Raw genomic sequence first — 26,312 nt, 5'->3', positions numbered from 1 at the left:
GGACCGCTCCCGTCACACCGGTGCGAGATCGCCGCGGGGGTGAGGTGGGTGCCGTCGGCGGTCGATGAGCGCCGGCAGACGTTCCTGCGCCGCTTCGACCTCGAACCCCCCTTCGGATGCTGAGGCCGCCGATCCGCCGGTGCATCGAAACCCACCCGACCCGGCCCCGGCGTCCACCCGGTGACGAGAACAACAACCATGAATCGTGAGCAGGTGCCGCAGCCGGGCGTCACATCGCGAGCTCAGCGCAACAGGTTGAGACCCGAGACGACCGAGGCACCGAGCACCCAGTTCTCGAACTTCTTCTGGTCCAGCCGCTTCGCGATCCACCAGCCGATCAGCGTCCCCACCACCACGGCGGGCGCGAGGCGGAGGTCGAGCTGCAACGAGTCCAGGCTGAGGAGACCCAGGCCGATGCTGAACGGCACCTTGAAGCAGTTCACGATGAAGAAGAACCAGGCGCCGGTGCCGAGGAACGACATCACGCCGAGACCCATGGTGAACAGGTAGATCGACATCGGCGGACCGCCGGCGTTGGCGACCATCGTGGTGAACCCGGCGAGGAAACCGAAACCCAGGGACGTGAGCCGGCGGCCGCGGACGGTCATCGGCACGACCACCTCCTGCTTGCGCAACCGGTGCTGGCGCAGCAGGTGGATCGCGACGAGGAGGATCAGCAGCACGCCGATCGAACGGCGCATGACCGTGTCGTCGACCACGCGGACGAAACCCGCCCCGGCGACGACGCCGAGCGCGACGTAGGGGAAGAGGCGGACCAGCAACGCCCAGTCCGCGTGCCGGCGGTAGATCGAGATGGCGAACACGTCGCCGAGGATCAGCAGCGGCAGGATGATCCCGGTCGACTCCTTCGCCGGGAGGACCGCGGCGAAGATCGCTACCGCGATGGTGCCCGCACCCCCGATGGAGGTCTTCGAGATCCCGATCACCAGGGCCGCCAGGTAGAGGGGGATCAACTGCGGCGTCGAGAGGTCCAGCACCGTCGGAGCCTACGGTCCTCCCCGGTCCTTCCGGAGGGCGGTGTCGGAACCAGGAGGCAGACTCGGGGGGTGAGTGCGGAGGTGGGGGAGCGGGTACCGCTGCGGGGTGGTCGTCCCGATCCCACCCGCCCGAGCGTCATGCACCTCGACCTCGACGCGTTCTTCGCCGCCGTCGAGCAGCGCGACAAGCCCTCCCTGCGCGGCAAGCCCGTCGTCGTGGGCGGCACCGGTGGCCGGGGGGTCGTGGCCACGGCCAGCTACGAGGCCCGGGTCTTCGGGATCGGGTCGGCGATGCCGACGGCGCGCGCACGGCGGCTCTGCCCGAACGCCGCCTACCTCGCGGGTCGCTTCGAGGCGTACCGGACGGTCTCGCACCAGGTCATGGAGCTCGCGCACGCACTGTCCCCGCTCGTCGAGCCGTTGTCCTTCGACGAGGCGTTCGTCGACCTCTCGGCCGTCCACGAGGGCCTCGACGTCGCCGCGGTCACCGACATCGCGGAGCGCTTCCGGGCCGACGTCCGCCACCGCACCGGCCTGACCGTCTCGGTCGGGGTGGGGGCCAGCAAGCTCGTGGCCAAGATCGCCTCGGACCTGCGCAAACCCGACGCCCTCGTCGTCGTGCCCCCGGCCGAGCAGGAGGCGCTGCTGGCGCCGATGAGCGTGCGGAAGATCCCCGGCGTGGGTGCGGTGACGGGGGACCGGTTGATCCGGTCGGGGTTGAAGACCATCGGGGACCTCGCGGCCGCGGACGAGCGGGAACTGGTCCGGATGCTGGGGAAGGCGCACGGCAGCGGGTTGCTCGCCTTCGCCCGCGGGGTCGATCCGCGGCCCGTGGTCTCCGAACGCGAGGCGAAGTCGGTCTCGGCGGAGGAGACGTTCGCGGTCGACCTCACCGACCGGGCGGACCTCGACGAGCGGATCCGGCGGATGGCCGACCGGGTCGCGGTCCGGCTGGCGACGTCGGGGGTGTCGGGGCGGACCATCACGATCAAGGTCCGCCGCTACGACTTCAGCACCCTGAACCGCTCCCGGACCCTGCCGCACGCGAGCAGTTCCGCGAAGGAGATCAGCCACCACGCCACCGAACTCCTCGACGCGATCGACGTCGCCGACGGGGTGCGCCTGCTGGGCGTGGGGGTCTCGGGGCTCTCGGAGTACAGCCAGATCGACCTGCTCGCCGAGATCGAGGAGGACCCGGAAACCCTGCCCGACGAGGACGAGCCGGAGGGCTTGCAAGGCGTCGTGGAGGGCGGTTCGCCGGAACCCTACGGCCCGCCCGCCGCGACGGGGTGGCGCCCGGGGCAGGACGTCACGCACACCGGGTTCGGCGCCGGCTGGGTGCAGGGTTCCGGCGCGGGCCGGGTGACCGTCCGGTTCGAGGGCCCGCACACCCCGGTCGGACGCATCCGGACGTTCCGCGACGACGACCCCGACCTGGCCCCCGCCGACCCGCCCGTGTTCACCCCGGAACCGTCGTGAGACCTGCGGTCGCCCAGCGGCTCCTGGAGGTCCCCGGCGGCCTGGCGGCCGATCCGCTGCGCCGGTTCCTGCGCGCCCACGTCGTCCCCGGGGCCGAACGGCACCTCGACGGGGTGCACGAACGGGTGGTCCCGACCCGTCGCGGTCCGGTGGAGGTCCGGATCGACCTCGGCACGTCGCCGCGGTGCGCGACGGTCGTCCTGGGCGCTCCGGGTGACGTCGTCGACGAGGTGATCCCCCTCGTCCGCCGCTGGCTGGACCTCGACGCGGACCACGTCAGCGCCGAGGCGTGGCTGGGTGCGGACCCGCTCCTCGCGCCCCTCGTCGCGGCCCGCCCCGGGCTGCGGTTCCCGCGCGCCGTCGTCGGCGCCGAGACGGCCGTGCTCACCGTCCTCGGCCAGCAGGTCTCCCTCGCCGCGGCCTGCACGTTCGCCGGGCGCCTCGTCGCGGCGTACGGGACACGGGTGGACACCCTGGTCGCCTTCCCCGGACCGCAGGCGCTGGCCGCGGCCGGTGCCGAGGGGATCCAGGCCGTCACCGGGATCACCGGCGCCCGGGCCCGCACCCTGCACACCCTCGCGACGGCGATCGCGGACGGTCTCGACCTCGAGGCCGCGGCGCTCGACCCGGTCCGGGCGGCGGCGGCCCACGCCGAACTCCTCGCCCTGCCCGGCATCGGGCCGTGGACGGCGGACTACGTCGCGCTGCGCGTCTTCGGTGACTCCGACGCCTTCCTCTCCGGTGACCTCGTGCTCCGGCGGGCGCTCGGCGGGATGAGCGCGAAGGCGGCCGTGGCGCGGGCGGAGCCGTGGCGGCCGTGGCGGGGCTACGCCCTGCTGCACCTGTGGACGGCGGAGGTCTTCGCGCCCTGACCGTCACAAGATCGCCACACCGGCGGTGTTCCCACTACGGTGCGTCCGTGAACGGAACCGTGGTGGTCACAGGCGGTAGTCGCGGGATCGGTGCGGCGGTCGTGCAGGCGCTCGCGGCCCGCGGGATCCGGACGTGCTTCAGCTACTCCACGCACCGAGAGGCCGCGGACGTCATCGCCGCCTCCGCCGCCGACCTCGGGACCGAGAGCCTCGCGGTGCAGGCCGACGTCTCGATCGAGTCCGACGTGCGGCGCCTGTTCAACCGGGCCGAGGAACTCGGCCCCGTCGTCGGTCTGGTCAACAACGCCGGCATCACCGGCCGGCAGTCGCGGGTCGTCGACATGGACGTGGACCGGATCCGGCGGGTGCTCGAGGTCAACGTCGTCGGTGCCTTCCTCTGCGCCCGCGAGGCCGTGCGACGCATGAGCAGCACCGGCGGCGGCACCATCGTCAACGTCTCCTCCCGTGCGGCGGTCCTGGGCAGCGCCGGGGAGTACGTCGACTACGCCGCCTCCAAGGGCGCCGTCGACACCCTGACCGTCGGCCTCGCCCAGGAGGTCGCCGAGGACGGGATCCGCGTCGTCGGGGTGCGGCCCGGTCTGATCCGCACCGACATCCACGCCGGTTCCGGCGAACCCGGCCGCGTCGAACGGCTGCAGAAGAACGTCCCCCTCGGCCGGGGCGGGGAACCGGGCGAGGTCGCCGAGGCCGTCGTCTGGTTGCTCTCCGACGCCGCGAGCTACGTGACCGGGACGACCATCGACGTCAGCGGCGGTCGCTGAGCGGGCCCGTCGCGGCTGGGACACTGGCCGCACGACCACCCGGTCGGACCGCTTCCCCAGCCAGGAGATCCCCGTGAACCAGGACCGACGCTCCCGCCGTCGCCTCGGCCAGTACCTCGTGCTGCTGGTCCTCGTCGTCGTCGGGCTGGTCCTGCTCGCCCGCGGGCAGGACCTGTGGGCCTGGGGCGCCTTCGGTGCCGCCGGCGGGGGCGTCATCACCATCGCGCAGTCCCGCCGCCGGGAGGGCCGGGACCGCTAGGGCAGGAGCAGGTGCGGCCGCGCGAGCACGCTGTCGCGGAACGCCGCCGTCACCCGCGGCAGGGGTTCGTCGCGCCACACCAGACCCAGCGTCCGGGTCGACGACGGTCCCTGCAGCGGTCGTTCCACCACCCCGACGAAGGCCTCGGAGGTTCCCGGGTGGGCGGCCGGGACCACCGCGACACCCAGTCCCGCGGCGACCAGGCCGCGGAGGGTGTGCGCGTCCTGGCCCTCGAACGCGATCCGGGGCACGATCCCGGCCTGCGCGAACATCGCCTCCACCGTCTCGCGCAGGCCGTAGCCCGGTTCGAAGAGCACGAACTCCTCGTCGGCCACGGCGGTCAGCGCGATCGGCCCGGGCACCCCGAGCGGGTGGTCCCCCGGCACCGCGAGGACCAACGGCTGGTCGACCAGGGCCGCGCAGGCCAACCCGGGTCGCCGCGGCACCGGTGACGTCAGCACCAGGTCGACCTCGCCGGCCGTGAGCTGGTCGAGCACCGCCCCGGCCGCGCCCTGGTGCAGCTGGAAGCGGACGCCGGGGTGGTCCTGGCGGAACGCCCGCACCAGCGCCGGGACCGCGGCCGCCCCCAGCGTGTGCAGGAAGCCGAGCGCGATCCGGCCCGTGGTGGGGGAGTCGTCGTCGCGGACGGCCCGGATCCCGCGGTCGAGGTCGGCGAGCGCCCGCGCCGCCACGTCGGCCAGTGCGCGACCTGCGGCGGTGAGGCGGACCCCGCGCCCGTCCGGCACGAGGAGCGGGACCCCGACCGCGTCCTGGACCCGCGCGAGGGTCCGGCTGACGGTCGGCTGCTGCAGGCCCAGGGCGTGCGCGGCGCGGGTGACGTGCTCGTGCTCGGCGACGGCCACCAGCACCTGCAGCGGGCCCACCAGCTCGCGGAGTGCGTCCTTCACCCTCGAAGTGTGCATGAGTTCGAACCGCTTCATGCATTGGACGCATCGGTGCGGTGTTCCTACCGTCGAGGGGTGAGCCTCGACGACCGCACCCGCCCCGACACGCGACCGTGGGCCGGTCACGAACGCGGGACCCCCGGGTACCGCCGCGTCGTCATCGCCCTCTTCGCCGCAGGGGTCGCCACCTTCGCCCAGCTCTACTCCGTGCAGGCCGTCCTCCCCGCCCTGGCCACCGGGCTCCACCTCGACGCGTCCCGCTCCGCCCTCGGCGTCTCGGTCGCGACGGGGGCGCTCGCGGTCTCGGTGCTCGGCTGGAGCGCCGTCGCCGACCGGCTCGGGCGGGTGCCGGCCATGGTCGTCTCGATCGTCGCCGCGACCTTGTTCGGGCTCGCCGTCCCGCTGGCCGGCGGTCTCGCTCCGCTGCTGGTGCTGCGCGCGCTGCAGGGGGCCGCGCTCGGGGGACTGCCCGCCGTGGCCATGGCCTACCTGGCCGAGGAGGTCCACGCCCGTGAGGTCGCGCTCGCCGCGGGGGCCTACGTCTCGGGGAACTCCGTCGGCGGGCTGACCGGCCGGATCGTCTCCTCCAGCGTCGCCGACGTGCTCGGGTGGCGGTGGGGCGTGGCCGCCGTCGCGTTCGTCGGGGTCGCCGCGACGGTCCTGTTCTGCCTCGTCGTCCCGCGCTCACGGGGTTTCGTGCGCACCGCCCGCGTGGCCGGTCCCTCGCTGGCCGTCCGGGTGCGGGGTGCGCTCTCCGACCGGGGACTGCTCGTCCTCTACGCCCAGGCCCTGCTGCTGATGGGGGCGTTCGTCACGGTCTACAACTACCTCGGCTTCCGCCTGCTGGAACCGCCGTTCTCGCTGTCCCAGGCCGTCGTCGGGTTGCTGTTCGTCGTGTACCTGGCGGGCACGGCCAGTTCCTCGCTCGCCGGTCGCCTCGCGGGGCGGGGCCGGTTGCGCGTCCTCGTCGGCTCCGCCGCCGTGTTCGTGCTCGGGGCGTTGCTGACGCTGTCGAGCTCGATCGTCGTGGTCGTCGCGGGGCTGGTGCTGCTCACGGCCGGGTTCTTCGCCGCGCACGCCGTCGCCAGCGGCTGGGTCGGGGCGCGCGCCCGCCCGCGGTTCCGGGCCCAGGCCTCCGCGCTCTACACCTTCGCCTACTACGCCGGGTCGAGCGTCGTCGGCTGGCTCGGCGGGTTCGCGTTCGCCGATGGCGGCTGGGGCGTCGTGGTCGGGGTGGTCGTGGCCCTGGTGGTCGCCGCGGCGCTGCTGGCGACCCTCACCCTGCGCGCTGAGGACACGCGCGGCAGCATGGTCGCGTGACCGACCTCGCCCCGCTCGCAGACCTGCTCGCCGACGGGCGGGTCCTCGTCCTCGAGGGGGCCGGGATGTCCACCGGCTCCGGGATCCCCGATTACCGGGGGCCCAACGGGTCGCTGACCCGGCACACGCCGATGACCTACCAGGAGTTCACGGGTTCCGCCGAGGCCCGTCGTCGCTACTGGGGGCGCAGCCACGTCGGCTGGGAGCACTTCCGGCGCGCCCGTCCCAACGAGGCCCACCGGGCCGTCGCGGCCCTGGAACGAGCCGGTCTCGTGACCGGGACGATCACCCAGAACGTCGACGGCCTCGACCTGGCCGCCGGCACGCGGGAGGTCGTGGAACTGCACGGGAACCTCGACCGGGTGGTCTGCCTGAACTGCGCCGAGGTCACGGCCCGCGCCGAACTCGCCGTGCGGCTGGCGGAGGCGAACCCGGGGTTCGGTGCCCGGGTGGAGGAACTGCACGCGCTGAACCCCGACGGCGACGCCGACCTGAGCGACGCCCAGCTCGAGGGTTTCATCACGGTGGCCTGCCGCCGGTGCGGCGAGGACGCGCTCAAGGCGGACGTCGTGTTCTTCGGGGAGACCGTCCCCAAGGACCGGGTCGCGCGGTCCTTCGAACTCCTCGACGCCGCCCGCGTGCTGCTCGTCCTCGGGTCCTCCCTCGCCGTCATGTCCGGGTACCGGTTCGTGCTGCACGCGGCGAAGAACGCCCAGCCCGTCGCGATCGTCACCGCCGGCCCGACCCGGGGCGACGAGAAGGCCACGCTGAAGGTCGACGCTGCGCTGCAGGAGGTCCTGCCGGAACTCCTGGGCCGGTTGGGGGTCACCGCGGCGGTCTAGCATGGCCGGGTGCTGGCACGTCGCGAAGGCCGGGGAACCCCGCTGGTGCTGATCCACGGGGCGGGGGTCGACCACCGGGCTCTGCTGCCGCTGGAACAGCTCTTCACCGCCGACCCGCACCTCGACGGGACCTGGGAACGCTGGTACGTCGACCTCCCGGGATCGGGGGAGAACCGCTGGCACCCGGGGATCGACGGCAGTGACGCCGTGCTGGACCAGCTCGACGGGTTCGTGGGTGCCGAACTCGGCGACCGGCGGTTCGCCGTCCTGGGGAACTCCTGGGGCGGGATGCTGACCCGGGGTCTGGTGGAACGCCGGGCCGCGCAGGTCCTCGGGATGGGCCTGCTCTGCCCCGCGGTGGTCGCCGACCGGACCCGCCGCGACCTGCCGCCGCGACCCGTGCTGGTCCACGACCCCGACCTCCTCGCAGGTCTCGACCCCGGTGACCGCGCCGAGTACGAGCAGGTCTCGGTGGTGCAGACGGCCGAGAACTTCGCCGCGTTCTCCGCGACCGTGCTCGCCGGGGTGCGGAGCCTGCAACCCGGTTCGCTGGAGGCGATCGAGCAGAACTACGCGCTCAGCGTCGAACCTCGGGCGGTGTTCGCTCGTCCCTCCCTGGTCGTGACCGGCCGGCAGGACGACATGACCGGCTACCGCGACCCGCTGGCGCAGCTCGAGCAGTACCCGCGGGCGACGTTCGCCGTGCTGGACACCGCCGGTCACAACGCGCTGCTCGACCGCCCCGCGGCGTGCCGGGCGCTGGTCGCCGACTGGCTGGAACGGATCGAGCTCACCCCCTGACGCGCTCAGCGGGTCTCCGCGTCGGCGGACCCCTCCTACACTGGAGGGGCCATGCAGTGTGACTACTACGACGCCCACGTGTGTCGCTCCTGCACCCTGATCGAGCTCCCGTACCCGGACCAGGTGCGGGACAAGGAAGAACACTGCCGCGAGCTGCTCGCCGACCACGACGGCCTGCGCTGGCTGCCGAGCGCCCGCAGCCCGGAGGCCGGGTACCGGAACAAGGCGAAGATGGTCGCCGGCGGCACGCTCGAGCGGCCGACGCTGGGCATCCTCGACGCGGCGGGACGAGGCGTCGACCTGCGCGAGTGCGTCGTCTGCGCCCCCGGCATCCGCGACGTCCTGCCGGTGCTGGCCCGGTTCGTCACCCGCGCCGGGCTGGTGCCCTACGACGTCCCCCGCCGCCGGGGGGAACTCAAGTACGTCCTGGTCACCGAGTCCCCGACGGGTGAGCAGATGGTCCGCTTCGTGCTGCGGTCCCAGGACCGGGTGGCCGCCCTGCGCAAGCACCTGCCCTGGCTGCTGACGCAGGCTCCGCAGATCACCGTCGCGACCGCCAACCTGCTGCCCGAGCACAAGGCCGTCGTCGAGGGGGACGTCGAGATCCCCCTCACCGAGCGCACGACGTTGCGGATGCCGATGGGTTCCGTCGACCTCGACCTGCGCCCGCAGAGCTTCTTCCAGACGAACTCCCTGGTCGCGCAGGAGCTCTACGCCCAGGTGGCGCGCTGGGTCGACGAGGTCGCCCCCGCGAGCCTGTGGGACCTCTACTGCGGGGTGGGTGGGTTCGCGCTGCACTGCGCGGTACCGGGTCGAGCGGTGACCGGGATCGAGGTGAGCGCCGAGGCGGTCGAGAGCGCCCGCGCCGCCGCCGTCGGTCTGCCCGACGTCGAGTTCGCCGTCGGCGACGCGACCAGGTTCGCCCTCGACGCGCCGGAACCGCCGGAACTCGTCGTCGTGAACCCGCCCCGGCGGGGGATCGGCGCCGAGCTCAGCGGGTGGCTGGAGACCTCCGGCGTCCGCTACGTCGTGTACTCCAGCTGCAACCCCGTGACGCTCGCGAAGGACCTCGCGGCCATGCCGTCGCTGCGACCGGTGCGGGCCAGGATGCTCGACATGTTCCCCAACACCCAGCACGTCGAGGTCGTCACGCTGCTGGAACGCGCCTAGCCCAGCACTTCCAGGCGGAACTCGGCCAGATCGCCGAGCTCGAGCCCCTCCTTCGTGCGGACGGACTTCTTCACGGGCAGGACGTAGGTCTCGGTGACGCCGGGGAAGATCGACGTCGTCCACGTGGAGCGGCCGCAGGTGACCCGGACGGGGACGGCGCCGAAACCGGACCGCGGTCGCGGGACGTCCCGGACCTCCTCGCTCAGCTCTCCCGGCAGGCTCACGAACACCCACAGCTCCGTCCGCGCCTCCCACCGCCACAACCGCGCCGAGAACCCGAACTCCATGCCCGCATCCTCCCCGACCGGGAGTTCCGGCAGGATCGGGGTGTGGAGGACTTCCTGGGGGACCTGGCGGGTCGCGTGGCGATCGTCACCGGTGGTGGACGGGGCATCGGCTTCGCGTGCGCGCAGCGGCTGGCGCGGTCGGGGGCGTCGGTGGCGCTGCTGGACCTGCGTCCCGAGGTGACCGACGCGGCGGCGCGCCTCGCGACCGAGCACGGGGTCACCACCCTCGGCCTGGCGGTCGACATCACCGACCCCGACGCCGTGACGGCCGCGGTCGCCGAGGTCGCAGCCACGCTGGGGCTGCCTTCGGTGCTGGTGACGGCGGCCGGCATCCCCGGCAACGACGACGCCTTCGACGTCACCCGGGAACGGCTCGAGCAGGTCATGGCCGTCAACGTGACGGGGACGCTGCTCGTGGCCCAGGCCTTCGCGCGGACGTGCCGGGACGCCGACCGGGGCGGCAGCGTCGTCGTCGTGGGGTCGATCTCCGGACGGATCGTCAACGTCCCGCAGCGCCAGAGCGCCTACAACGCGTCGAAGGCCGCGGTCGAGTCCCTGATGCGCTCGCTCGCGCTGGAGTGGATCGGGTTCGGTGTGCGGGTCAACGCCGTCTCGCCGGGCTACGTCCGGACCGAGATGACCCGCTGGGACGTGGAGAACCTGCCCGAGCGCGTCGCGGAGTGGCGCTCCCGCATCCCCGCCGGCGACCTCGGCCGACCCGAGGACGTCGCGAACGCCGTGGCGTTCCTCGCGAGCTCGGCGTCGAGCTACGTCGTCGGTCAGACCCTGGTCGTCGACGGGGGCTACACGATCCTGTGAGTCCTCAGGACGGCGTCGCGGTCCCGTCCAGCCACCCCTGCAGGACGGTGCAGAGCGGCTGCAGGTCCCGGTCGAGCTCGGGCACCAGCTCCTCGGTGGGGTGCTCGACGGCCAGCCAGCGGCGCAGCACCGAGAGGTAGGCCGCGTGCACGGCCCCCGCGACGGCCTGCGGGGCGATGTCGAGGACGGCCATGTCGTGGCGGTGGGCCACGAACGAGGCGACGTGCTCGCGCCAGCGCGCCCACTGCTCCGACTCCCCCGAACGCAGTTCGGTGGACTCGTCGATGACCCGGAAGCGCTGCATCCACATGCCCTGGCCGTCGATCACCCGGTACAGGGCGCCGAGGACGGCCCCCCGGACGAGGTCGAGGGTCGCGTCCTCGCGGGCGACCGCCTCGTCGAGCAGCCCGGCGAAACCTTGGGTGTACTCGTCGAAGCGCCACCAGACGATCGAGGCTTTCGAGGGGAAGTACCGGAAGAAGCTCGTCTTGCTCACCCCGGCCCCGGCGGTGATCTCCGCCAGGGTCGTCTCCTCAAAACCCTTGCGCAGGAACAACTCCACCGCAACGGTCTCGATCTCCTCGCGGGAGGAGGCCGGAGGGCGTCCGCGGCGTGGGGCGGGGGTCTCCACCTGTTGCTCACTCACGTCCGACAGCGTGCCACAAGCACCCGCATCCGGAGTCACTCCGGGGGAGCTGTCCACCGGACGAACGGTCGTCGACGGGTGTCGACCACGCTCGGGACCGCGGGAGCCGTCGATGCCATAACCTCGCACCGTGGTGACTGTGACGACCGGTGCGGTGGAGCGGACGACCTACGTGGTCGTCGACGGCGAGAACATCGACGCGACGCTGGGTGCGTCGATCCTCGAGGGACGCCCCGCCCCGGAGCAGCGGCCGCGCTGGGAGCGGCTGATGGACTTCGCCCGCACCACGTTCCAGCAGCCCGCCAAGGGTCTGTTCTTCCTCAACGCCTCCTCCGGGCACCTGCCGATGTCCTTCGTGCAGGCCCTGCTGGCGCTGGGCTACCAGCCGATCCCGCTGGCCGGCGGTCCGGGCGAGAAGGTCGTCGACATCGGCATCCAGCGCACGCTGGACGCCCTCGTCGACCGCGACGGCGACGTGCTGCTCGGCAGCCACGACGTCGACTTCCTGCCCCAGATCGACCGGCTGCTCACCGGCGACCGCCTCGTCGGGATGGTCGGGTTCCGGGAGTTCATGAACTCCCAGTACGCCGGGCTGCACGAGCGCGGGCTGAAGGTCTTCGACCTCGAGGACGACGTCCGCGCGTTCAACGTCGTGCTGCCGCGGGTCCGGATCATCCCCCTCGCGGACTTCGACCCGTTGCGCTACCTCTGAGGTTCACCCCTCGTCGAGGACGGCCCCGGCCCGTTCCGGGCTGCCCTCGGCGAGGCCGCGGTCGATCGAGGCGCGGAACACGAACCACAGCACGATCCCGGCCAGGAGCACCGCCACCTCGGTGACGGTCAGCGCCCAGACGATCCCGCTCAGCCCGAACCAGACGTGGAACAGGACCACGGTCGGGACGAACAGGACGCCCTGCGTCAGCGACATGACCGTCGCGGGCACGGCCTTGCCCGTCGCCTGGAACAGCGAGGTGATGAGCCCGGTGAACCCGTTGGCGACCATCGCGACGAGCTGAGCGGTGATGATCGTGGCGCCGATGGAGAGGACCGAAGGGTCGGAGACGAACGCGGAGAACACCTGGTCGCGCAGGACGAACACCGTCACCGCGAAGACCAGCGCGATCCCGCCGACGGTCACGGCGGAACCGCGCACGGCCGCGGACAACCGGTTCCGGTCGCCCCGGCCGAAGGAGTGGGCGAGCAGCGGCAGGACGCCGAGGGTGACGCCCATGACGAGGAACTCCGGAACCTGGGCGATGCGGACCGCGACGCCCATGGCGGCCAGCGGGCCGTCACCGTAGTTCGCGGCGAGGTTGTTCAGGACCAGCGACGTGACGATGAGGAACGCCGCCTGCAGGAGTTCCCCGACCCCCACTCCCAGAACGGGTCTCACGACGTCACCGGCGAGGGTGAACCACTTCGGGGCGAGGCTGACGTGGTCGCTGTTGCGGGTGAGCCAGATCGCGAAGTAGACGACCGTGACGAGGTTCGCGAGGCCGGTCGCGAGGGCGGCCCCGGCCACGCCCCGGTGCAGGACGAGGATGAACAGGGCGTCGAAGGCGACGTTCGCGACGGTCGAGGCGATGAGCCCCACCATGACGGTGCGGGACGCGCCCTCGGCCCGGACGAGTTGTTCCAGGCACATCGCCGCGGCGAGCACGGGCACGAACGCGAGCAGGACGGCCACGAACTCCCGCGTCGCGTGCAGGGCGGTCGCGTCGGCGCCGAGCAGGATCACCAGGGGGTGCAGCAGGAGCAGCCCGAGGACGGCGACGACGATCCCGACGACGACGGAACCCCAGAGGGCGAAGGAGGAGGCGCGCCTGATCCCGGCGGCCTGGGTGGGGTCGTTCTCGGCCGCACCGAGCAGGCGGGACACGAGCGCCCCGCCGCCCACGCCGAAGACGTTCCCGACGGCCATGACCAGGCCGAGGACAGGCGATCCGAGGGTCACGGCGGCGAGGAGGGCGGTGTCGTGCTGGGAGCCGATGAAGCCGGCGTTCACGACGTTGTAGAGCGCGCCGACGATCAGCGCGGCGGCCATCGGCACGCACAGGTGCAGGAGCGCGCTGACGATCGGGGCGGAGGTGAGGTACCAGCGGTTGGTGCCCACCTCCGGGGAGGTGTCGGGTGGGTTCACGGCGGGCTCCGTTTCCGGGCAGGGTGGAGCGCACGCCGACCGGGGTGGGCGCGTCGCAGGAGGTGGCGGACTAGCGGGAGGGACGTTCCAGGTCGGCGGTGATCTTGGCGAGCAGGGCGTGCAGGGCGTCCCGCTCGGCCGGGTCGAGCGGAGCGAGGATCGTCTCGTCGGCCGCGGCCATGGCGGTGTCGAAGCCCGCGATCACCTCGGAGCCGGCCGGGGTGACGAAGGCGCGTTTGCTGCGTTCGTCGCCGGGCACCGTGCGTCGCTCGACGAGACCGCGGGCCTCGAGTCCCTTGAGCAGGCTCGAGACGCTCGCGGCACTGGTCCGGGTGATCTCCGCGAGGTCGCGTTGGATCGCCCCCGGGTTCTGGGTGAGGTAGCCGAGCACGAAGGCCTGCTCGTGACTGACCTCGCGGGCCCGGATCCAGTCCTCGCCCGCCTTGCGCTGAGCCCACCCGATCCAGCGGACCAGGTCGAGGGTGCTGGTGAGCTCGGGTGCGTCCATGGTCAGAACGCTAACTGTTAGATCTCTAACTGTCAACCCTCGAACTGACCGGACCACCCCCTCGCCGGTCAGCGCGCGAGCTTCAGGACCGTCTCCAGGGTGTCGGCCTCGTCCGCCGTCTTGTCGTCGCGGTACCGGACGACCCGCGCGAAGCGCAGGGCCACCCCGCCGGGGTAGCGGGTCGAGCGCTGCAGGCCGTCGAAGGCGATCTCGACGACCTGCTCGGGCCGGACGCTCACGACGTGGCCCGTGTCGTTGCGGGGGTCCTCCGTCTGCAGGTCGCGGAACCGCGCGGTCTGCCAGGTCAGCACCTCGTCGGTCATCCCCTTGAACGTCTTGCCCAGCATGACGAAACCGCCGGTCTCCGGATCGCGGGCACCGAGGTGGATGTTCGAGAGCCACCCCGTACGGCGGCCGGAACCCTTCTCGACGGCCAGCACCACGAGGTCGAGGGTGTGGACGGGTTTCACCTTCACCCAGGCGCCCCCGCGACGACCCGCCGCGTAGCGGGAGCCCAGGTCCTTCACCACGACACCCTCGTGACCGGCGGCGACGACGTCGTCCGCGAACCCGCTCGCCGCCTCCGCATCGGCGGTCACCAGGCGGGGAACCCGCCAGCGTTGCGGGACGAGACCGTCGAGGGCGTCGAGCCGCTCGCGCAGCGGGACGTCGAGGAGGTCGACGCCGTCGAGGTGCAGCACGTCGAAGAAGTACGGGGTGACGATCGTCCCCGACGTCTGAGCGGTCCGGGACGCGGTGTCCTGGAACGCCTTCGGCCGGCCGTCGTCACCGAGCGCCAGGGCCTCGCCGTCGAGGACGAACTCGCGCGCGGGGAGTTCCCGGACGATCTCGACGACCTCCGGCAACCGGGTGGTGATGTCGTCCAACGTCCTGGTCGCGATCCGGATCCCCTCGGGACCGCGGTGCACCTGGATCCGGATGCCGTCCAGCTTGGTGTCCACCGCCACCTCGCCGGTGAGACCCCCGACCGCTTCGGCGACCGACGTCGCGCTCGAGGCGAGCATCGGCAGCAGGGGCCGGCCGACGTGCAGCCGGAAACCGGCGAGTTCCCCGGCGCCGCCGTGCAGGGCGGCGACGACGGCGTCGACGGTCGAACCCGCCAGCATCGCGGCGCGCCGCACGTCCGGTCCGGGAACCCCGGCGACGACCGCCGCGGCGTCCTGGACCAGCGCGTCCAGCGCCCCCTGGCGCAGTTCCCCGGTCACGACGCCCCGGAGCCAGCGCTGCTCGTCGGCGGTCGCCCGGGCGAAGAGGTCGTCCACGGCGGCGGAACGCTTCGCCGCGGAACCGGCCCCGCCCAGGGCCGAGATGCTCTCGAAGCGGTGGTGCACGTCGTCGACGGTCAGCGACGCCGCCTCGGCCGGGTCGGGGAGAGCGCTGAGCCCGCGCCACCCCAGACCCGTCCTGCGCTGGCGCAGGCTGCCGCCGAGGTAGGAGGCGACCACGGCGGCCCGGTCGGTGTCGTCGCGGTCCAGCCGTCCCAGCAGGTCGGCGAGGGCGGCCACCTTCGCCGTCCGCGAGCGGGTGGCGGCGACGGTGGTCGAGGTGGCGACGACGTCGGCGAGCAGCACGGGATCATCCTGCCCCCGGCCCCGCGGGACGGTCCTCCCGAGGGTGCCTTCCGGTCCGCACCGATCCGTGGCAGGGTCGGTGATCTTGTCCCACCCCGGAGGTGCACGTGTTCCGCAACCTGGTCGACCACCCGGCCGTCCTGATCGTCCTCCCGCTGCTGCTGGGGCTCGTCGTGCTGGCGGTGGTGGTCTACCTCCTCTACCGGGTCGTGCGCGCCGCCGTGCGAGACGGTCACCGCGACGCCGACCGGGGACGGGACCCGAAGGACTGACAGGACGCCCGGCCGTGTGTGATCGTGTCGGGGTGCGGTGGTGCCGGGGCGAGAGGGCTCGTCGAGCGTCGGTGCACCGACGCCGGTCGAGCAGCTCCGGGGTCACCCCGGGGACAGCACGAGAGGTTCGGCACGACGTCGCAGGGACGTCAGCGCGCTCCGCGCGCCCTCGTCCCCGCAGCACAGGACCGGTCGCCCGGTACCACCGCACGCACGCATGACCGACAGTTCCGCCGACGCCGTCGTCGTCGCCCTGGCGGCCGCGTTCCTCGACGGGCCCTGGACCCCCGAGGGCCTCACGCACCGCGGTCGGGCCGCCGTCGGGTCGCCGAGGGCGGGGTGGGTCGCGAAGGTCGCCGCCGCGGTCCTCGGGCAGTTCCACCGACCGCCGCACGACGCACCGCGGGAACTCCACACCTGCATCCTGCGCAGCACCGCGTACGGGAGCGCGAAGCGCGCCGCCGCGAGGCGCGGGGTCCCGCTGCGGATGGCGCACCTGGCGGTCGGGACGACCCGGATGCGCGGCAACCGGTTCGGTGTCCCCGAACTGCACACCGTCCTCGACGTCGCGGAGTTCCTCGAGGTCGAACCGGAACACCTCGACTGGTTCGCGGACCTGCGGCGCTACCAGGTCCGGGCCGCCGGCCGGGCGCTGCACCACTACCGGTCCGCGTGGACCGCGAAACGCGGCGTCCCGCGACTGCTGGAGGCGCCGAAACCCCGGCTGAAGCACCTGCAGAGGCGGGTCCTGCACGAGGTCCTCGACCGGGTGCCCGCCCACGACGTCGCCCACGGGTTCGTCCCCGGACGGTCCGCGCTGACCGGGGCGTGGGACCACGTCCAGGCCCGCACGGTCGTGCGTTTCGACCTGGAGGGGTTCTTCGCCTCCGTCCCGGCGTCGCGGGTCTACGGCAGGTTCCGGTTGATGGGCTACGCCGAACCCGTCGCCCACGTCCTCACCGGACTCACGACCCACGTGACCCCGTTGACCGTCCTGCGCACGATGCCCGACGGCGGAGCCGCCGACGCGCGGTTCCGGTTGCGGCGCAACCTCTCCCAGGCGCACCTCCCGCAGGGGGCGCCCACCTCACCGGCACTGGCGAACCTCTGCGCGCACGCGGTGGACCGGCGTCTGGACGGGCTCGCGCGGGCGGTCGGGGCGACGTTCACCCGCTACGCCGACGACCTGACGTTCTCCTCCACGACCGGACTCGACCCGGCGGCGTTGGCGCGTTCGGTGAGCTGCATCGTCGCCGACGAGGGTTTCGTCCTGAACCCGGCGAAGACCCGCACCCGCGGCCGGGGTGCCCGTCAGCTGGTGACGGGGCTCGTCGTCAACGACCACCCGAACGTCCCGCGGGACGAGTTCGACCGCTTGAAGGCCGTCCTGCACAACTGCGTCGTGCACGGCCCGGCGTCGCAGAACCGGGCCGCGCACCCCGACTTCCGCGCCCACCTGGAGGGGCGCGTCAGCCGGGTCGAGTTCGTCAACCCCGCGAAGGGGAACCGACTGCGTCGGAACCTCGACCAGATCGCGTGGTGAGCAGGCCCTGGCGGACGAGCCGGCGCTCGAAGACGATCGTGCCGAACGGCGGGATGCCGGCGACGAGACCGACGAGCGTGGTCCGGCGCGTCCAGCGCAGCCGGACGGACGCCCACACCGTGGAGATCAGGTAGATCACGAAGCCCACGCCGTGGATCATCCCGACCACCGGGACACCCCCCTCGTGCGGGGCCTTCACGATCCACTTCAGGAACATCGCGACGAGCAGCGCGGTCCACGAGATCGCCTCGAACGTCGCGATCACGCGGAACCAGCGGGCGGCGAGCGGCCCGGACGGCATGGGGATCCTCCTCCTGGCGGGGTCGTTCCCCCAAGTCTGACGCCCCGTAGGAGACCCCCGGACCGCCCCCGGTGTGTGATCCCTCACCCCGAGCGGCCCGGTCAGGAGAAGACGGTCCGGTGCCACTCCTTGCGGGCGGTGCCCGTGCGGTCGAACATCACGTGCTTGACGGCCGTGTACTCGTCGAGGGAGTAGGTGGACATGTCCTTGCCGAAGCCCGACGCCTTCACCCCACCGTGCGGCATCTCGCTGATGATCGGGATGTGGTCGTTGATCCACACGCACCCGGCGCGCAGTTCCGCACTGGCCCGCATCGAGCGGTAGACGTTCTGCGTCCAGGCCGAGGCCGCCAGCCCGAAGGGCGTGTCGTTGGCGAGGGCGAGGCCCTCGTCGTCGGTGTCGAAGGGCAGGGCGACCAGCACCGGACCGAACACCTCCTCCTGCACGATCTCGGAGTCCTGCGCCGCGCCGACCAGCAGCGTGGGGGAGTAGAACGCGCCCGGACCGGACGGCGCGTGGCCCCCGGTCACGACCTTCGCCCCCGCGTCGACGGCCCGCTCGACCATCCCGGCGACCTCGTCGCGCTGGCGGACGTGGATGAGGGAGCCCATGTCGGTGGCGGGGTCCGTCGGGGACCCGACGCGGACCCCGGCCATGAGTTCCGCGGTCCGGGCCACGAAGTCGTCGAACAACGGCCGCTGCACGTAGGCACGGGTGGCCGCGGTGCAGTCCTGGCCCGCGTTGACGAGGGAGGCCGCGACCGCTCCCTGGGCGGCGGCCTCGAGGTCGGCGTCGTCGAACACGACGAACGGGGCCTTGCCGCCGAGTTCGAGGTGGACGCGCTTGCCGGTGCGCGAGGCCACCTCCATGACCCGTCGCCCCACCGCGGTGGAACCGGTGAACGAGCTCATGGCGACCCGCGCGTCGCCGACCAGGGCCTCCCCGGCCTCCGGCCCGGTCCCGGTGACGACGTTGAAGACCCCGTCGGGAAGGCCGGCGGCGCTGAAGACCTCGGCGAACAGCAGGGTCGTCAGCGGCGTGTTCTCGGCGGGTTTCAGGACGACGCTGTTGCCCGCGGCGAGCGCCGGCAGGACCTTCCACGCGGCCATCTGCAGCGGGTAGTTCCACGGGGCGATCGACCCGATCACGCCGAGGGGTTCGCGGCGCACGTAGGAGGTGTGGTCGCCGTCGTACTCGCCGGCCGCCCTGCCCTCCAGCACCCGGGCGGCGCCGGCGAAGAACACCGTGTTGTCGACGCTGCCGGGGACGTCGAACTCGCGCGACATCCGCAGCGTCTTGCCGGTCTGCGCGGTCTCGGCGGCGGCGAACTCCTCGCTCCGTTCCGCCAGCAGTCGGGCGGCGGTCGCGAGGACCTCGGCCCGGGCGGCGGGGGTGCTGCGCGACCACCCGGTGAAGGCCCTCGCCGAGGAGGCGACGGCCTCGGCCACGTCGGCCGCGGTCGCGGCGGCACCCGTGGCGATCACCGCACCGGTGGCGGGGTCCTCGACGACGAGCTGCTGCCCGCCGCCGGTCCTGCGGGATCCGTCGATGTACTGGAAGTCGTCCACGAGAGGCTCCTCGGGTGCGGATTCGTGGGCGTCAGACTGCCTGATCGACGGATCGCGCGGAAGAGCGGGTCGGGGACGACCGTCAGATCAGGACGCCGTCGCTCTCCTGGCCGTCCTCGGCGTGCGTGCGCTGCACGAGACCGGGGACGTCATCGGCCGCCATGGCGCTCCCGAACCAGTGCCCCTGGGCGCGGTGGACGCCGAGGGCCAGCAGCGGTCCCAGCTGCTCGGAGCGTTCGACGCCTTCGGCGAGGATCCGCAGGTCCATCGCCCGGCACAGGGCCGCGATGCCCTCGAGCAGCGACGTGTCCCCACTGGTCACCAGCGTCGTCAGCGAACGGTCGAGCTTGACGGTCGAGATCGGGAACCGGCGCATGTAGGACAGCGAGGTGTAGCCGATGCCGAAGTCGTCGAGGTCGAGCTGGAACCCCGCGGCAACGGTCTCGCGCAACGACTCCGCGATGCGGGGGTCGTCGGGGAGTTCCTCGTGCTCGGTGATCTCGAGGTGGATCCGTTCGGGGGCGATGCCGTGCGCGGCGGCCAGGGTGGTCATCCACCGGGCGAGGCCGTGGCGGTGCAGGCTGCCGACCCCGAGGTTCACGGCGAGGTGCAGCGGCGGGACACCGAGGGCGTCCCACTGCGCGAGGTGGCGCACCGCGCGCGTCGCGACGTGCTCGTCGAGGCGGGCCCCGAGACCGGCCGCCTCGGCGTGGTGGAGGAACTCGTCGGGCATCAGGAGCCCCGCACGCGGGTGGCGCCAGCGGACGAGCGCCTCGACCCCCACGATGCGCACGGACGACCCCTCACCGAGTTCGACGATCGGCTGGTGCACGACGACCAGTTCGCCGACGTCCACGGGGGACCCGTCGTGCAGCAACAACCGGCGGAGTTCCTGCTGCATGGTGAGCCCGCCGAGGACCCGTTCACGCAGTTCGGGCCGGTAGACCTGGGCGCGGCCCTTGCCGGCCTGCTTCGCCGCGTACATCGCGATGTCGGCGTCGACGAGGGCGACCTCGAGGGTCACCCCGGCGGGGAGCGGTGCGATGCCGATGCTGGCGCTGACCTGGTACGGCAGACCGCTGAACTCGAAGGGTGCGTCGAGGGCCGTGAGCATCAGGTCGGCCGGTCCCTCCTCGTCGTCGGGCGCGGTCCAGCAGACGACGATGAACTCGTCGCCGCCGGTGCGCGAGACGACGCCGCGCACCCCGACGGCCCGTCGCAGCCGGTGCGAGACCTCGACGAGCAGGGCGTCGCCGACGGCGTGGCCGCGGGTGTCGTTGATCTGCTTGAAGTCGTCGAGGTCGACCAGGCACAGGTGCAGGTCCTCGCCGCGCAGGCGCTGCTGCAGCCCGCGGGTGGCGCTGGGCAGACCCCGGCGGTTGACCAGGTCGGTGAGCGGGTCGCGGTCGGCGCTGCGTTCCGCCCGGCGCACCGCGAGCGAGGCGAGGGCGACACCGGCGCAGGCGAGGACGTAGCCGCTGGGCGCCACGACCTGGACGGCGACGTCGGGGAGGACGTGCAGGTTCCCGAGGACCCACAGCACGGGTACGGCGAGGAACACCGGGACGACGGTGAGCAGGCGCATCCCGTCGCGGCGCAGGGTGCCGCCGGCGTGGGGGGTTCCGAAGTGGCGCATGCTCGGGTGCGACGCGGCGGTGGCGAGCAGCACCATGGCGAGGCACTCCAGCGCGGGCAGGACGCGCGCCTGGCCGAGCAGGTCGCCGCGGGCGGTCACCAACGAGGCGATCGCGAGCAGCCCACCGGAGGCGAGCAGCACGAGTGCGGTGGCCGGGGCCATGCCGGTGCGGGTCGAGAGGATGCGGAGCAGGACGACGACGAGGACGACGTCGGCGGCCGTGCCGATGAGGACCGCCGGTTCGTCGCCGAGTCCGGTCTCGCGCAGCATCCCCAGGACCTGCACGACGACGAGTCCGCCGCCGCAGGAGGTGAGGAGGACGTCCGGCCAGGTCACGCGCGACGACTCCTCGCGGCGCAGCGTCCGGACCACGAACGGCACCAGGGCGAGGCCGACGACCTGGACGCCGACGACCCCCCAGCGGGCGACCCCGAGGTCGCCCGGGCGGAGGACGACGGCGACGGCGGCGACGAGGCCGGTGGTCACCAGGGCGATGACGACCCCCCAGGCCTGCGGCAGGGTCGGTCGGTGCCGGCGCACCCCCAGCGCGGTCACGAGCAGGGCGGCGGCGTGGACGAAGGCGGCGACGAGCCCCGGTCCGGGACCCGTCGCGTCGGGCAGGAACGCGACGGCGACGCTGAGGAGGCCCAGGACGGCCGGCACCACGACGGCGCGCTTCGACATCGGCTCCCCTTGGACGTCCCCACTCCCAGAAGCCCGGGATCACCTGACGTATCGGCGGGTCCCGGGGCCGACTCATTCGCCCGATCGGGGGTGCACCCCCGGTGGTGGACACGGTGGGTGACGGGAACACCCCGTGGGGGGCCCGGGGTTGGCGCCGACATGAGCGCATCCACGACCCCCCGCCGGCTGAGCCTCTGGGGCGGCGGCCCCTGGCAGGACCCGACCCGCGTGGCGGAGGCCCGCGAGGTCGCCGCGGAGGTCGAGGAGCTGGGGTTCGCGCGGCTGTGGTTCTCCGGCGGTTTCGAGCCGGGGATCCTCCCCGCGTTCGGTGAACTGCTGTCGGCGACCACCTCGCTGGGTGTCGCGAGCGGCATCGTGAGCATCTGGACGGCCACCCCGGCGCAGTCCGCCGCGGCGTTCGCGGACCTCGAGCGCGACCACCCGGGACGGTTCCTGCTGGGGCTCGGGAACTCCCACGCCCCCGCCGTCGAGGGGCAGGGGCGGTCCTACGAGAAGCCCTTCACCCGGACGGCGGAGTACCTCGACCAGCTCGACGCGCTGTCGCCGTCGGTTCCCACGGACCGGCGGGTCCTGGCGGCGCTCGGCCCGAAGATGCTGGAGCTGGCGCGGACCCGGGCGGCCGGGGCCCACCCGTACTTCACGACCGTCGAGCACACGGTGTCAGCGCGCGAGGCCCTCGGCCCCGAGCCGTTGCTGGCCCCGGAGGTGGCCGTCGTGCTGGAGACCGACCCGTCGAGGGCGCGGGCGATCGCCCGGGAGTACGCGTCCATGTACCTGGCCCTGCCGAACTACACGAACAACCTGCGCAGGTTCGGCTGGGGCGACGCGGACCTGCTGGACGGCGGCAGCGACCGGGCGATCGACGCCCTCATCCCCTGGGGCACGGTCGAGCAGGTCACCGCGCGCCTCGAGGAGCAGTTCACGGCGGGGGCCGACGAGGTCCCCGTGCAGGTGCTCGGGGGCGGCGGAGACTTCCCCCGCGAGCAGTTCCGCCTGCTCGCGGAAGCCTTCGCCGGCTGAGGTCACCGGGCGCCGCTCCGGCCGTCCTGGACCCCGCGGCGCGTTCAGTCCACGTCGAGGATCGACCCGATCCCGGTGACGTCCAGGAGGAAGCGCACCTGGTCCGGGGCGTGCCGCAGGCGCAGGCGGCGGGGCGCGATGCGCTGGGTGAGCCTCACCAGGAAGGCGATGCCCGAGGAGTCCATGAACGTGACCGCCCCGAGGTCGACCACGACGACGTGCTCGGCCTCGGCCCCGTCCAGGACGACGCGGGAGCACAGGGCGGAGAGTTCCCCCTCCAGGCCTGCGTCCACCTCGCCGCGCAGAGCGATCGTCGTGCACCGCGTGACGGGGTCGACGAGGAGGGTGCCCACCGCGTCGCCGGGGCTGGTGGTGTCCGGGCGTGAGCTCACCGGCCGCCGACCCCCCGCCGACGGCCCGCAGCTCGCTTCGCGGAGGTGCGGCTGCGGCGGCCGGCCAACGCCGACGCTCCCCGCAGGCCCCGGGACAACGCGGTGGGTCCTTCGGAGCGTTCGAGCCTCCCGGCGATCGCACCCATCGTCCTGATCCCCAGGGGTACCGCCACGGAGGCGATCACCCAGCGGCGCAGTCCCTGCGAGAGCAGAACCCACATCGTCGTCGTCCTTTCGAAGCCGCACCCGGGGCGGATCACGACCCCGGTCGACGTTGTGAGTGCTCGAACCCCTCGTTCGTCACGCCGTCGAGACCGTGACGTGCGTCACTTCCCCAGGTCTTCTAGTAGTCAAGAGTTCAACTGGCTCGTGGGCTCCGGAGGTGGTCCCATTCCTCGACGCAGTCGTTCCCGGCGCACGAAGAGGCATGGCGATGGTTCCCACAGCTCGACCCGGAGAGTCCGCGGAACCTCTCGTCGTCCTCGACGCCGGTGCGCTCCGCGGGACCTCACCCCGGTGGGGGACCAAGGAGGTCAAGGGCACGAAGGAGCACGGCGCCCGGCCCGCCGGCCCCGGCCTGCTCGCGGAGGCGGTGGTGATCGGGGCGGGTGCCCCACCTCCGCACGGCCGACCCCCGGGCGCCGTGGTCGGGGGAGGACGTGCTGCCGCAGGAGGGGGACCGGTGGAAGGACCGCAGGACGTGACGAGTGGTGGACCCGGGGGCGAGGCCCCGTCCGGGTGGGACCTGGAGGGTGTGCCCGACGAGGCACTGGCCCGCCGGGCCGGGCTCGGTGACAAGGCGGCCTTCGCCGTCCTCGTCGACCGGCACGGCCCGGGGCTGCACCGCCACGTGTCGAGGATGCTGCGCGACCGCGGTGCCGTCGAGGACTGCCTGCAGGAGACGCTGATCGCGGCCTGGAAGGGCCTGCGCGGGTTCCGTGGTCAAGCCAGCGTCCGGACCTGGCTGTTCACCATCGCCCGGCGACAGGTCTTCGCCCACGGCCGGCGCGTCCCGGAGTCCGGCTCGCTGCCCTACGTCGACCCCGCCGAGGTGCTGGACCGGATCGCGGACCTGCGAGACGATCCCGCCCGGACCAGCGTGGAGTCCGGGTTGCTCGAAGCCGTCGACGTCGCGCTGACCCTGCTCCCCGAGCGGCAACGTTCGGCCTGGTTGCTCAAGGAGGTCGAGGGTTTGAGCTACGCGGAGATCGCGATCGTCCTGGACGTCGGCCCCACCGTCGTCCGGGGCCTCCTCGCCCGCGCGCGGACGACCCTCGCGAGCACGTTGGAGGACTGGCGGTGAGCGGCGAACCCCGGGTGGACTTCCAGGACCTCGGCGCCCGGCTGATCCGCCAGCACACCGAGAACGGCTGGGTGGCGCTGCGCGACGACCTGCTCGACCGCGCCCTGCGGAGCTTCCGGCCCTCCGCGCCGGTCCGCGGTCGTCACGGCGCCGGTGACTTCTTCGTCGCCGCGGACGCGCTCGTCGCCCTGCTGCGCCGCAGCGTCGACGCGGAACCGCAGGCCGCGGCCTCGGACATCACCTGCGAGACGGACGGGTCGGACGTCCTCGTCTCGGTCACGATCCGGCTCGTCGCCGCCTACGGAGCGCACCTGGTGACCCTCGCCGACGCGGTGCGGGCCCGGGCCCTGGTGGAACTGCAGGAGGTCCTCGGGGTCCTCGCCCCGGAGGTCGCCCGGATCCACACCCACGTCCACGTCGAGGACGTCCACCGCGACCCGCGGATGCTCTGACCGCGGGTTCCCGGACGGTGGGCGCCGGTGTCGGGGACGCGTACTGTGCGAGAACCGCACGAGGCGCTGAGCCCCGTACGTCACCCGGTCCGAGCAGGAGGGCGCACGGCTGGAGTCGACGGCCACGCGGTACCCCGCCGTCCGCGGCGAACACCCGGCCCCCGGGTGGACAGGAGACGCACCATGGACAAGTCGCCCCGCAACACCAGTGCGAAGAAGACCGGCAAGTCCCTCAAGGAGAAGCGCGTCGACAAGAAGGCCAAGAGCGCGTCGCGCAGCGCCTCCGACGCGGTCAGCGACAGCGTCAAGGGCACCAAGCGCTGAGACCGGTGCCGCCGCGCAGCACCGGTGCTGCGCGGCGGCGGTCAGTCGTGCGTCGAGGTCTCGTGACCGCTGTGGCCGACGGGTTCGAGCTGGAAGGTCGCGTGCTCCACGGCGACGGGGAAGTGCTCGGCCACGCACTCCTGCAGCCGGTCGAGGATCTCGGGTGCGTGACCGTCGCGGAAGCAGGACTCGTCGAGGACGACGTGCGCGGACAGCACCGGCAGGCCCGAGGTGATCTGGCTGGCGTGCAGGTCGTGGACCGCGTGCACGTGCGGGAGTTCCAGCAGGTGCCGGCGCACGTCCTCCAGGTCCAGCCCCGGCGGGGTGGACTCCAGCAGCACCGCCGTCGTCTCCCGCAGCAGACCCAGCGTGCGCGGGACGATGAGGACGCCGATGAGCAGCGACACCAGGGCGTCGGCGCGGGTCCAGTCCGTGAGGGCGATGACCCCGGCGGCGACGATGACGGCCACCGAGCCGAGACCGTCGTTGACGACCTCCAGGATCGCGGCCCGCACGTTGACGTTGCGCTCACCCCCACCGCGCAGGAGCAGCCACAGGGCGATCACGTTGCCCAGCAGGCCGATCACCCCGAACGTCAGCATCGCGCCGGAGTGCACCTCCGGTGGCTCCAGCAGGCGTCGGACCCCTTCGACGAGGACGAAGACGCCGATCGCCAGCAGCGCGGCGGCCTGCAACGTCGCGGCGAGGACCTCCGCGCGCCGGTAACCCCAGGTGCGCTGGGCGGACGCGGGACGCGCCGCGAGCGTCGCGGCGATGAGGGCGATGACCAGGCCCGCGACGTCGGTGAGCATGTGTCCCGCGTCGGCCAGCAGGGCGAGGCTGCCCGAGACGAACGCCCCGATCGCCTCCGCGACGAGGACGGTGGCCGTGACGGCGAGCGCGGCCGCCAGCCTCCGACGGTTCTGCTCGGCCGCCCCGTGACCTCCGTGGCCCCCGTGGCCCCCGTGGCCGTGGCCGTGGCTCACGACGCGACCTCCTCGTGGGCGTGTTCGGGGCAGACCTCGTCGTTGACCGCGAGGACCACGCCGAGCAGGTCGCCCAGCGCGTGCGTCATCCGGGCGTCGGCGATCTCGTACCGCACGCGTCGTCCCTCCGGCACGGACACGACGAGGCCGCACCCGCGCAGGCAGGCGAGGTGGTTGGACAGCGACTGGCGCGAGACCCCGAGGAGTTCCGCGAGTTCGGCCGGGTACCCGGGCGCCTCGCGCAGCGCGAGCAGCAGCCGGGACCGGGTGGGGTCGGAGAGGGCGTGGCCGAAGCGGGCCAGGACCTGCGCGTGCGTCGCGATCACCCTCTGACAGTACATCGTCGGATGAACTGACGGGGCCCGGCGGGACGGGTAGCTTGCGCAGCGC

30 protein-coding genes are annotated in these 26,312 nt (G+C 73.0%); 16 read left to right on the top strand and 14 right to left on the bottom strand.

Annotation, left to right across the window (positions count from 1 at the left end):
- Positions 1–242: 242 nt before the first annotated feature.
- Positions 243–995 carry a sulfite exporter TauE/SafE family protein gene (locus AC0I8G_RS04950; protein ID WP_471728972.1) on the bottom strand — a complete coding sequence of 251 codons (753 nt, stop codon included), beginning with the start codon at positions 993–995 and terminating at the stop codon, positions 243–245.
- A gap of 72 nt (positions 996–1,067) precedes the next feature.
- Here AC0I8G_RS04950 and AC0I8G_RS04945 point away from each other — a divergent pair, with 72 nt between their 5' ends.
- The 4 genes from AC0I8G_RS04945 to AC0I8G_RS04930 all read left to right on the top strand — a co-directional run bounded on the left by AC0I8G_RS04945 (position 1,068) and on the right by AC0I8G_RS04930 (position 4,390).
- The gene (locus AC0I8G_RS04945) at positions 1,068–2,477 is read left to right on the top strand and encodes a DNA polymerase IV (protein ID WP_471728930.1); all 1,410 of its coding nucleotides are present in this window, start codon (positions 1,068–1,070) and stop codon (positions 2,475–2,477) included.
- A complete protein-coding gene (locus AC0I8G_RS04940) occupies positions 2,474–3,349 on the top strand; it encodes an AlkA N-terminal domain-containing protein (RefSeq protein WP_471728929.1) in 876 nt (291 codons plus the stop codon). The genes AC0I8G_RS04945 and AC0I8G_RS04940 overlap by 4 nt, the downstream gene beginning before the upstream one ends.
- A gap of 47 nt (positions 3,350–3,396) precedes the next feature.
- Positions 3,397–4,131: an SDR family oxidoreductase gene (locus AC0I8G_RS04935; RefSeq protein WP_471728928.1), complete on the top strand. Its 735-nt coding sequence runs from the start codon at positions 3,397–3,399 to the stop codon at positions 4,129–4,131.
- Between the two features lie 73 nt (positions 4,132–4,204).
- Positions 4,205–4,390, top strand: coding sequence for a hypothetical protein (locus tag AC0I8G_RS04930; RefSeq protein WP_328293461.1), 186 nt, complete (start codon positions 4,205–4,207; stop codon positions 4,388–4,390).
- Here the strand turns inward: AC0I8G_RS04930 and AC0I8G_RS04925 are convergent.
- Positions 4,387–5,298 carry a LysR family transcriptional regulator gene (locus tag AC0I8G_RS04925; protein WP_471728927.1) on the bottom strand — a complete coding sequence of 304 codons (912 nt, stop codon included), beginning with the start codon at positions 5,296–5,298 and terminating at the stop codon, positions 4,387–4,389. The two genes, AC0I8G_RS04930 and AC0I8G_RS04925, sit on opposite strands and share 4 nt — an antisense overlap.
- A 72-nt stretch (positions 5,299–5,370) precedes the next feature.
- Between AC0I8G_RS04925 and AC0I8G_RS04920 the strand changes: the two genes are divergently transcribed.
- From AC0I8G_RS04920 to rlmC, 4 genes are read left to right on the top strand one after another with little or no spacing between them, the layout of a single operon-like run.
- Positions 5,371–6,615: an MFS transporter gene (locus AC0I8G_RS04920; protein WP_471728926.1), complete on the top strand. Its 1,245-nt coding sequence runs from the start codon at positions 5,371–5,373 to the stop codon at positions 6,613–6,615.
- The gene (locus tag AC0I8G_RS04915; protein ID WP_471728925.1) at positions 6,612–7,457 is read left to right on the top strand and encodes an NAD-dependent protein deacetylase; all 846 of its coding nucleotides are present in this window, start codon (positions 6,612–6,614) and stop codon (positions 7,455–7,457) included. The genes AC0I8G_RS04920 and AC0I8G_RS04915 overlap by 4 nt, the downstream gene beginning before the upstream one ends.
- A gap of 9 nt (positions 7,458–7,466) precedes the next feature.
- A complete protein-coding gene (locus tag AC0I8G_RS04910; protein ID WP_471728924.1) occupies positions 7,467–8,258 on the top strand; it encodes an alpha/beta fold hydrolase in 792 nt (263 codons plus the stop codon).
- A 51-nt stretch (positions 8,259–8,309) separates the two neighbouring features.
- A complete protein-coding gene (gene rlmC / locus AC0I8G_RS04905; RefSeq protein WP_471728923.1) occupies positions 8,310–9,428 on the top strand; it encodes a 23S rRNA (uracil(747)-C(5))-methyltransferase RlmC in 1,119 nt (372 codons plus the stop codon).
- Here rlmC and AC0I8G_RS04900 read toward each other — a convergent pair.
- Positions 9,425–9,715: a DUF1905 domain-containing protein gene (locus AC0I8G_RS04900; protein ID WP_471728922.1), complete on the bottom strand. Its 291-nt coding sequence runs from the start codon at positions 9,713–9,715 to the stop codon at positions 9,425–9,427. The genes rlmC and AC0I8G_RS04900 overlap by 4 nt on opposite strands.
- A 42-nt stretch (positions 9,716–9,757) precedes the next feature.
- Here AC0I8G_RS04900 and AC0I8G_RS04895 point away from each other — a divergent pair, with 42 nt between their 5' ends.
- A complete protein-coding gene (locus tag AC0I8G_RS04895; RefSeq protein ID WP_471728921.1) occupies positions 9,758–10,534 on the top strand; it encodes an SDR family NAD(P)-dependent oxidoreductase in 777 nt (258 codons plus the stop codon).
- Positions 10,535–10,538: 4 nt separating this feature from the next.
- Here AC0I8G_RS04895 and AC0I8G_RS04890 read toward each other — a convergent pair whose 3' ends face one another.
- Positions 10,539–11,180, bottom strand: a complete 642-nt coding sequence (locus AC0I8G_RS04890; RefSeq protein WP_471728920.1) for an acyl-CoA-like ligand-binding transcription factor — start codon at positions 11,178–11,180, stop codon at positions 10,539–10,541.
- Between the two features lie 130 nt (positions 11,181–11,310).
- Here AC0I8G_RS04890 and AC0I8G_RS04885 point away from each other — a divergent pair, with 130 nt between their 5' ends.
- The gene (locus tag AC0I8G_RS04885) at positions 11,311–11,892 is read left to right on the top strand and encodes an NYN domain-containing protein (RefSeq protein ID WP_471728919.1); all 582 of its coding nucleotides are present in this window, start codon (positions 11,311–11,313) and stop codon (positions 11,890–11,892) included.
- Between the two features lie 3 nt (positions 11,893–11,895).
- Here AC0I8G_RS04885 and AC0I8G_RS04880 read toward each other — a convergent pair whose 3' ends face one another.
- The 3 genes from AC0I8G_RS04880 to AC0I8G_RS04870 form a co-directional block, all read right to left on the bottom strand.
- Complete coding sequence (locus tag AC0I8G_RS04880) at positions 11,896–13,320, bottom strand: MATE family efflux transporter (RefSeq protein WP_471728918.1); 1,425 nt, start codon at positions 13,318–13,320, stop codon at positions 11,896–11,898.
- Positions 13,321–13,390: 70 nt separating this feature from the next.
- Complete coding sequence (locus AC0I8G_RS04875) at positions 13,391–13,828, bottom strand: MarR family winged helix-turn-helix transcriptional regulator (protein WP_471728917.1); 438 nt, start codon at positions 13,826–13,828, stop codon at positions 13,391–13,393.
- A 68-nt stretch (positions 13,829–13,896) separates the two neighbouring features.
- Entirely contained in the window at positions 13,897–15,420 is a 1,524-nt protein-coding gene (locus tag AC0I8G_RS04870; RefSeq protein WP_471728916.1) for an ATP-dependent DNA ligase, read from the bottom strand.
- 107 nt (positions 15,421–15,527) lie between these two features.
- Between AC0I8G_RS04870 and AC0I8G_RS04865 the strand changes: the two genes are divergently transcribed.
- On the top strand, positions 15,528–15,692 hold the full coding sequence (locus AC0I8G_RS04865; protein ID WP_380261835.1) for a hypothetical protein: 165 nt from the start codon (positions 15,528–15,530) through the stop codon (positions 15,690–15,692).
- Between the two features lie 217 nt (positions 15,693–15,909).
- A complete protein-coding gene (locus tag AC0I8G_RS04860; protein WP_471728915.1) occupies positions 15,910–17,235 on the top strand; it encodes a reverse transcriptase family protein in 1,326 nt (441 codons plus the stop codon).
- On the opposite strand, the gene AC0I8G_RS04855 is transcribed toward AC0I8G_RS04860, so the two are convergent.
- The 3 genes from AC0I8G_RS04855 to AC0I8G_RS04845 all read right to left on the bottom strand — a co-directional run bounded on the left by AC0I8G_RS04855 (position 17,180) and on the right by AC0I8G_RS04845 (position 21,424).
- The gene (locus AC0I8G_RS04855; RefSeq protein WP_471728914.1) at positions 17,180–17,536 is read right to left on the bottom strand and encodes a DUF3817 domain-containing protein; all 357 of its coding nucleotides are present in this window, start codon (positions 17,534–17,536) and stop codon (positions 17,180–17,182) included. The two genes, AC0I8G_RS04860 and AC0I8G_RS04855, sit on opposite strands and share 56 nt — an antisense overlap.
- Before the next feature lie 101 nt (positions 17,537–17,637).
- A complete protein-coding gene (locus AC0I8G_RS04850) occupies positions 17,638–19,104 on the bottom strand; it encodes a gamma-aminobutyraldehyde dehydrogenase (protein ID WP_471728913.1) in 1,467 nt (488 codons plus the stop codon).
- Positions 19,105–19,186: 82 nt separating this feature from the next.
- Positions 19,187–21,424, bottom strand: coding sequence for a putative bifunctional diguanylate cyclase/phosphodiesterase (locus AC0I8G_RS04845; protein WP_471728912.1), 2,238 nt, complete (start codon positions 21,422–21,424; stop codon positions 19,187–19,189).
- Between the two features lie 159 nt (positions 21,425–21,583).
- Here AC0I8G_RS04845 and AC0I8G_RS04840 point away from each other — a divergent pair, with 159 nt between their 5' ends.
- Complete coding sequence (locus AC0I8G_RS04840; RefSeq protein ID WP_471728911.1) at positions 21,584–22,465, top strand: TIGR03620 family F420-dependent LLM class oxidoreductase; 882 nt, start codon at positions 21,584–21,586, stop codon at positions 22,463–22,465.
- 44 nt (positions 22,466–22,509) lie between these two features.
- On the opposite strand, the gene AC0I8G_RS04835 is transcribed toward AC0I8G_RS04840, so the two are convergent.
- Complete coding sequence (locus AC0I8G_RS04835) at positions 22,510–22,857, bottom strand: STAS domain-containing protein (RefSeq protein ID WP_471728910.1); 348 nt, start codon at positions 22,855–22,857, stop codon at positions 22,510–22,512.
- On the bottom strand, positions 22,854–23,078 hold the full coding sequence (locus tag AC0I8G_RS04830; RefSeq protein ID WP_471728909.1) for a hypothetical protein: 225 nt from the start codon (positions 23,076–23,078) through the stop codon (positions 22,854–22,856). Before AC0I8G_RS04830 ends, AC0I8G_RS04835 begins: the two co-directional genes overlap by 4 nt.
- 212 nt (positions 23,079–23,290) lie before the next feature.
- On the opposite strand from AC0I8G_RS04830, the gene AC0I8G_RS04825 reads away from it, so the two are divergent.
- From AC0I8G_RS04825 to AC0I8G_RS04815, 3 genes are all read left to right on the top strand, one after another.
- Entirely contained in the window at positions 23,291–24,160 is an 870-nt protein-coding gene (locus tag AC0I8G_RS04825) for an RNA polymerase sigma factor (protein ID WP_471728908.1), read from the top strand.
- Positions 24,157–24,612, top strand: coding sequence for a hypothetical protein (locus AC0I8G_RS04820; RefSeq protein ID WP_471728907.1), 456 nt, complete (start codon positions 24,157–24,159; stop codon positions 24,610–24,612). Before AC0I8G_RS04825 ends, AC0I8G_RS04820 begins: the two co-directional genes overlap by 4 nt.
- A 183-nt stretch (positions 24,613–24,795) precedes the next feature.
- Positions 24,796–24,936 carry a hypothetical protein gene (locus AC0I8G_RS04815; protein WP_328293433.1) on the top strand — a complete coding sequence of 47 codons (141 nt, stop codon included), beginning with the start codon at positions 24,796–24,798 and terminating at the stop codon, positions 24,934–24,936.
- Positions 24,937–24,977: 41 nt separating this feature from the next.
- Here AC0I8G_RS04815 and AC0I8G_RS04810 read toward each other — a convergent pair whose 3' ends face one another.
- Positions 24,978–25,922 (bottom strand): cation diffusion facilitator family transporter, encoded by a 945-nt coding sequence (locus tag AC0I8G_RS04810; RefSeq protein ID WP_471728906.1) that lies wholly within the window; start codon positions 25,920–25,922, stop codon positions 24,978–24,980.
- Positions 25,919–26,263, bottom strand: coding sequence for an ArsR/SmtB family transcription factor (locus tag AC0I8G_RS04805; RefSeq protein ID WP_471728905.1), 345 nt, complete (start codon positions 26,261–26,263; stop codon positions 25,919–25,921). Before AC0I8G_RS04805 ends, AC0I8G_RS04810 begins: the two co-directional genes overlap by 4 nt.
- Between the last annotated feature and the right edge of the window lie 49 nt (positions 26,264–26,312).

The sequence above is a fragment of the Kineococcus sp. AC630 genome, from assembly GCF_979255925.1.
This window is presented reverse-complemented; position numbering and strand designations above follow the sequence as displayed.

What these genes read in the sequence shown, in the direction of transcription:
- AC0I8G_RS04855 (WP_471728914.1), bottom strand. Translation starts at nt 17,536, where the DNA reads ATGCCGTCCGGGCCGCTCGCCGCCCGCTGGTTCCGCGTGATCGCGACG.
- AC0I8G_RS04825 (WP_471728908.1), top strand. Translation starts at nt 23,291, where the DNA reads ATGGTTCCCACAGCTCGACCCGGAGAGTCCGCGGAACCTCTCGTCGTC.
- AC0I8G_RS04805 (WP_471728905.1), bottom strand. Translation starts at nt 26,263, where the DNA reads ATGTACTGTCAGAGGGTGATCGCGACGCACGCGCAGGTCCTGGCCCGC.
- AC0I8G_RS04840 (WP_471728911.1), top strand. Translation starts at nt 21,584, where the DNA reads ATGAGCGCATCCACGACCCCCCGCCGGCTGAGCCTCTGGGGCGGCGGC.
- AC0I8G_RS04860 (WP_471728915.1), top strand. Translation starts at nt 15,910, where the DNA reads ATGACCGACAGTTCCGCCGACGCCGTCGTCGTCGCCCTGGCGGCCGCG.
- AC0I8G_RS04830 (WP_471728909.1), bottom strand. Translation starts at nt 23,078, where the DNA reads ATGTGGGTTCTGCTCTCGCAGGGACTGCGCCGCTGGGTGATCGCCTCC.
- AC0I8G_RS04900 (WP_471728922.1), bottom strand. Translation starts at nt 9,715, where the DNA reads ATGGAGTTCGGGTTCTCGGCGCGGTTGTGGCGGTGGGAGGCGCGGACG.
- AC0I8G_RS04815 (WP_328293433.1), top strand. Translation starts at nt 24,796, where the DNA reads ATGGACAAGTCGCCCCGCAACACCAGTGCGAAGAAGACCGGCAAGTCC.
- rlmC (WP_471728923.1), top strand. Translation starts at nt 8,310, where the DNA reads ATGCAGTGTGACTACTACGACGCCCACGTGTGTCGCTCCTGCACCCTG.
- AC0I8G_RS04875 (WP_471728917.1), bottom strand. Translation starts at nt 13,828, where the DNA reads ATGGACGCACCCGAGCTCACCAGCACCCTCGACCTGGTCCGCTGGATC.
- AC0I8G_RS04845 (WP_471728912.1), bottom strand. Translation starts at nt 21,424, where the DNA reads ATGTCGAAGCGCGCCGTCGTGGTGCCGGCCGTCCTGGGCCTCCTCAGC.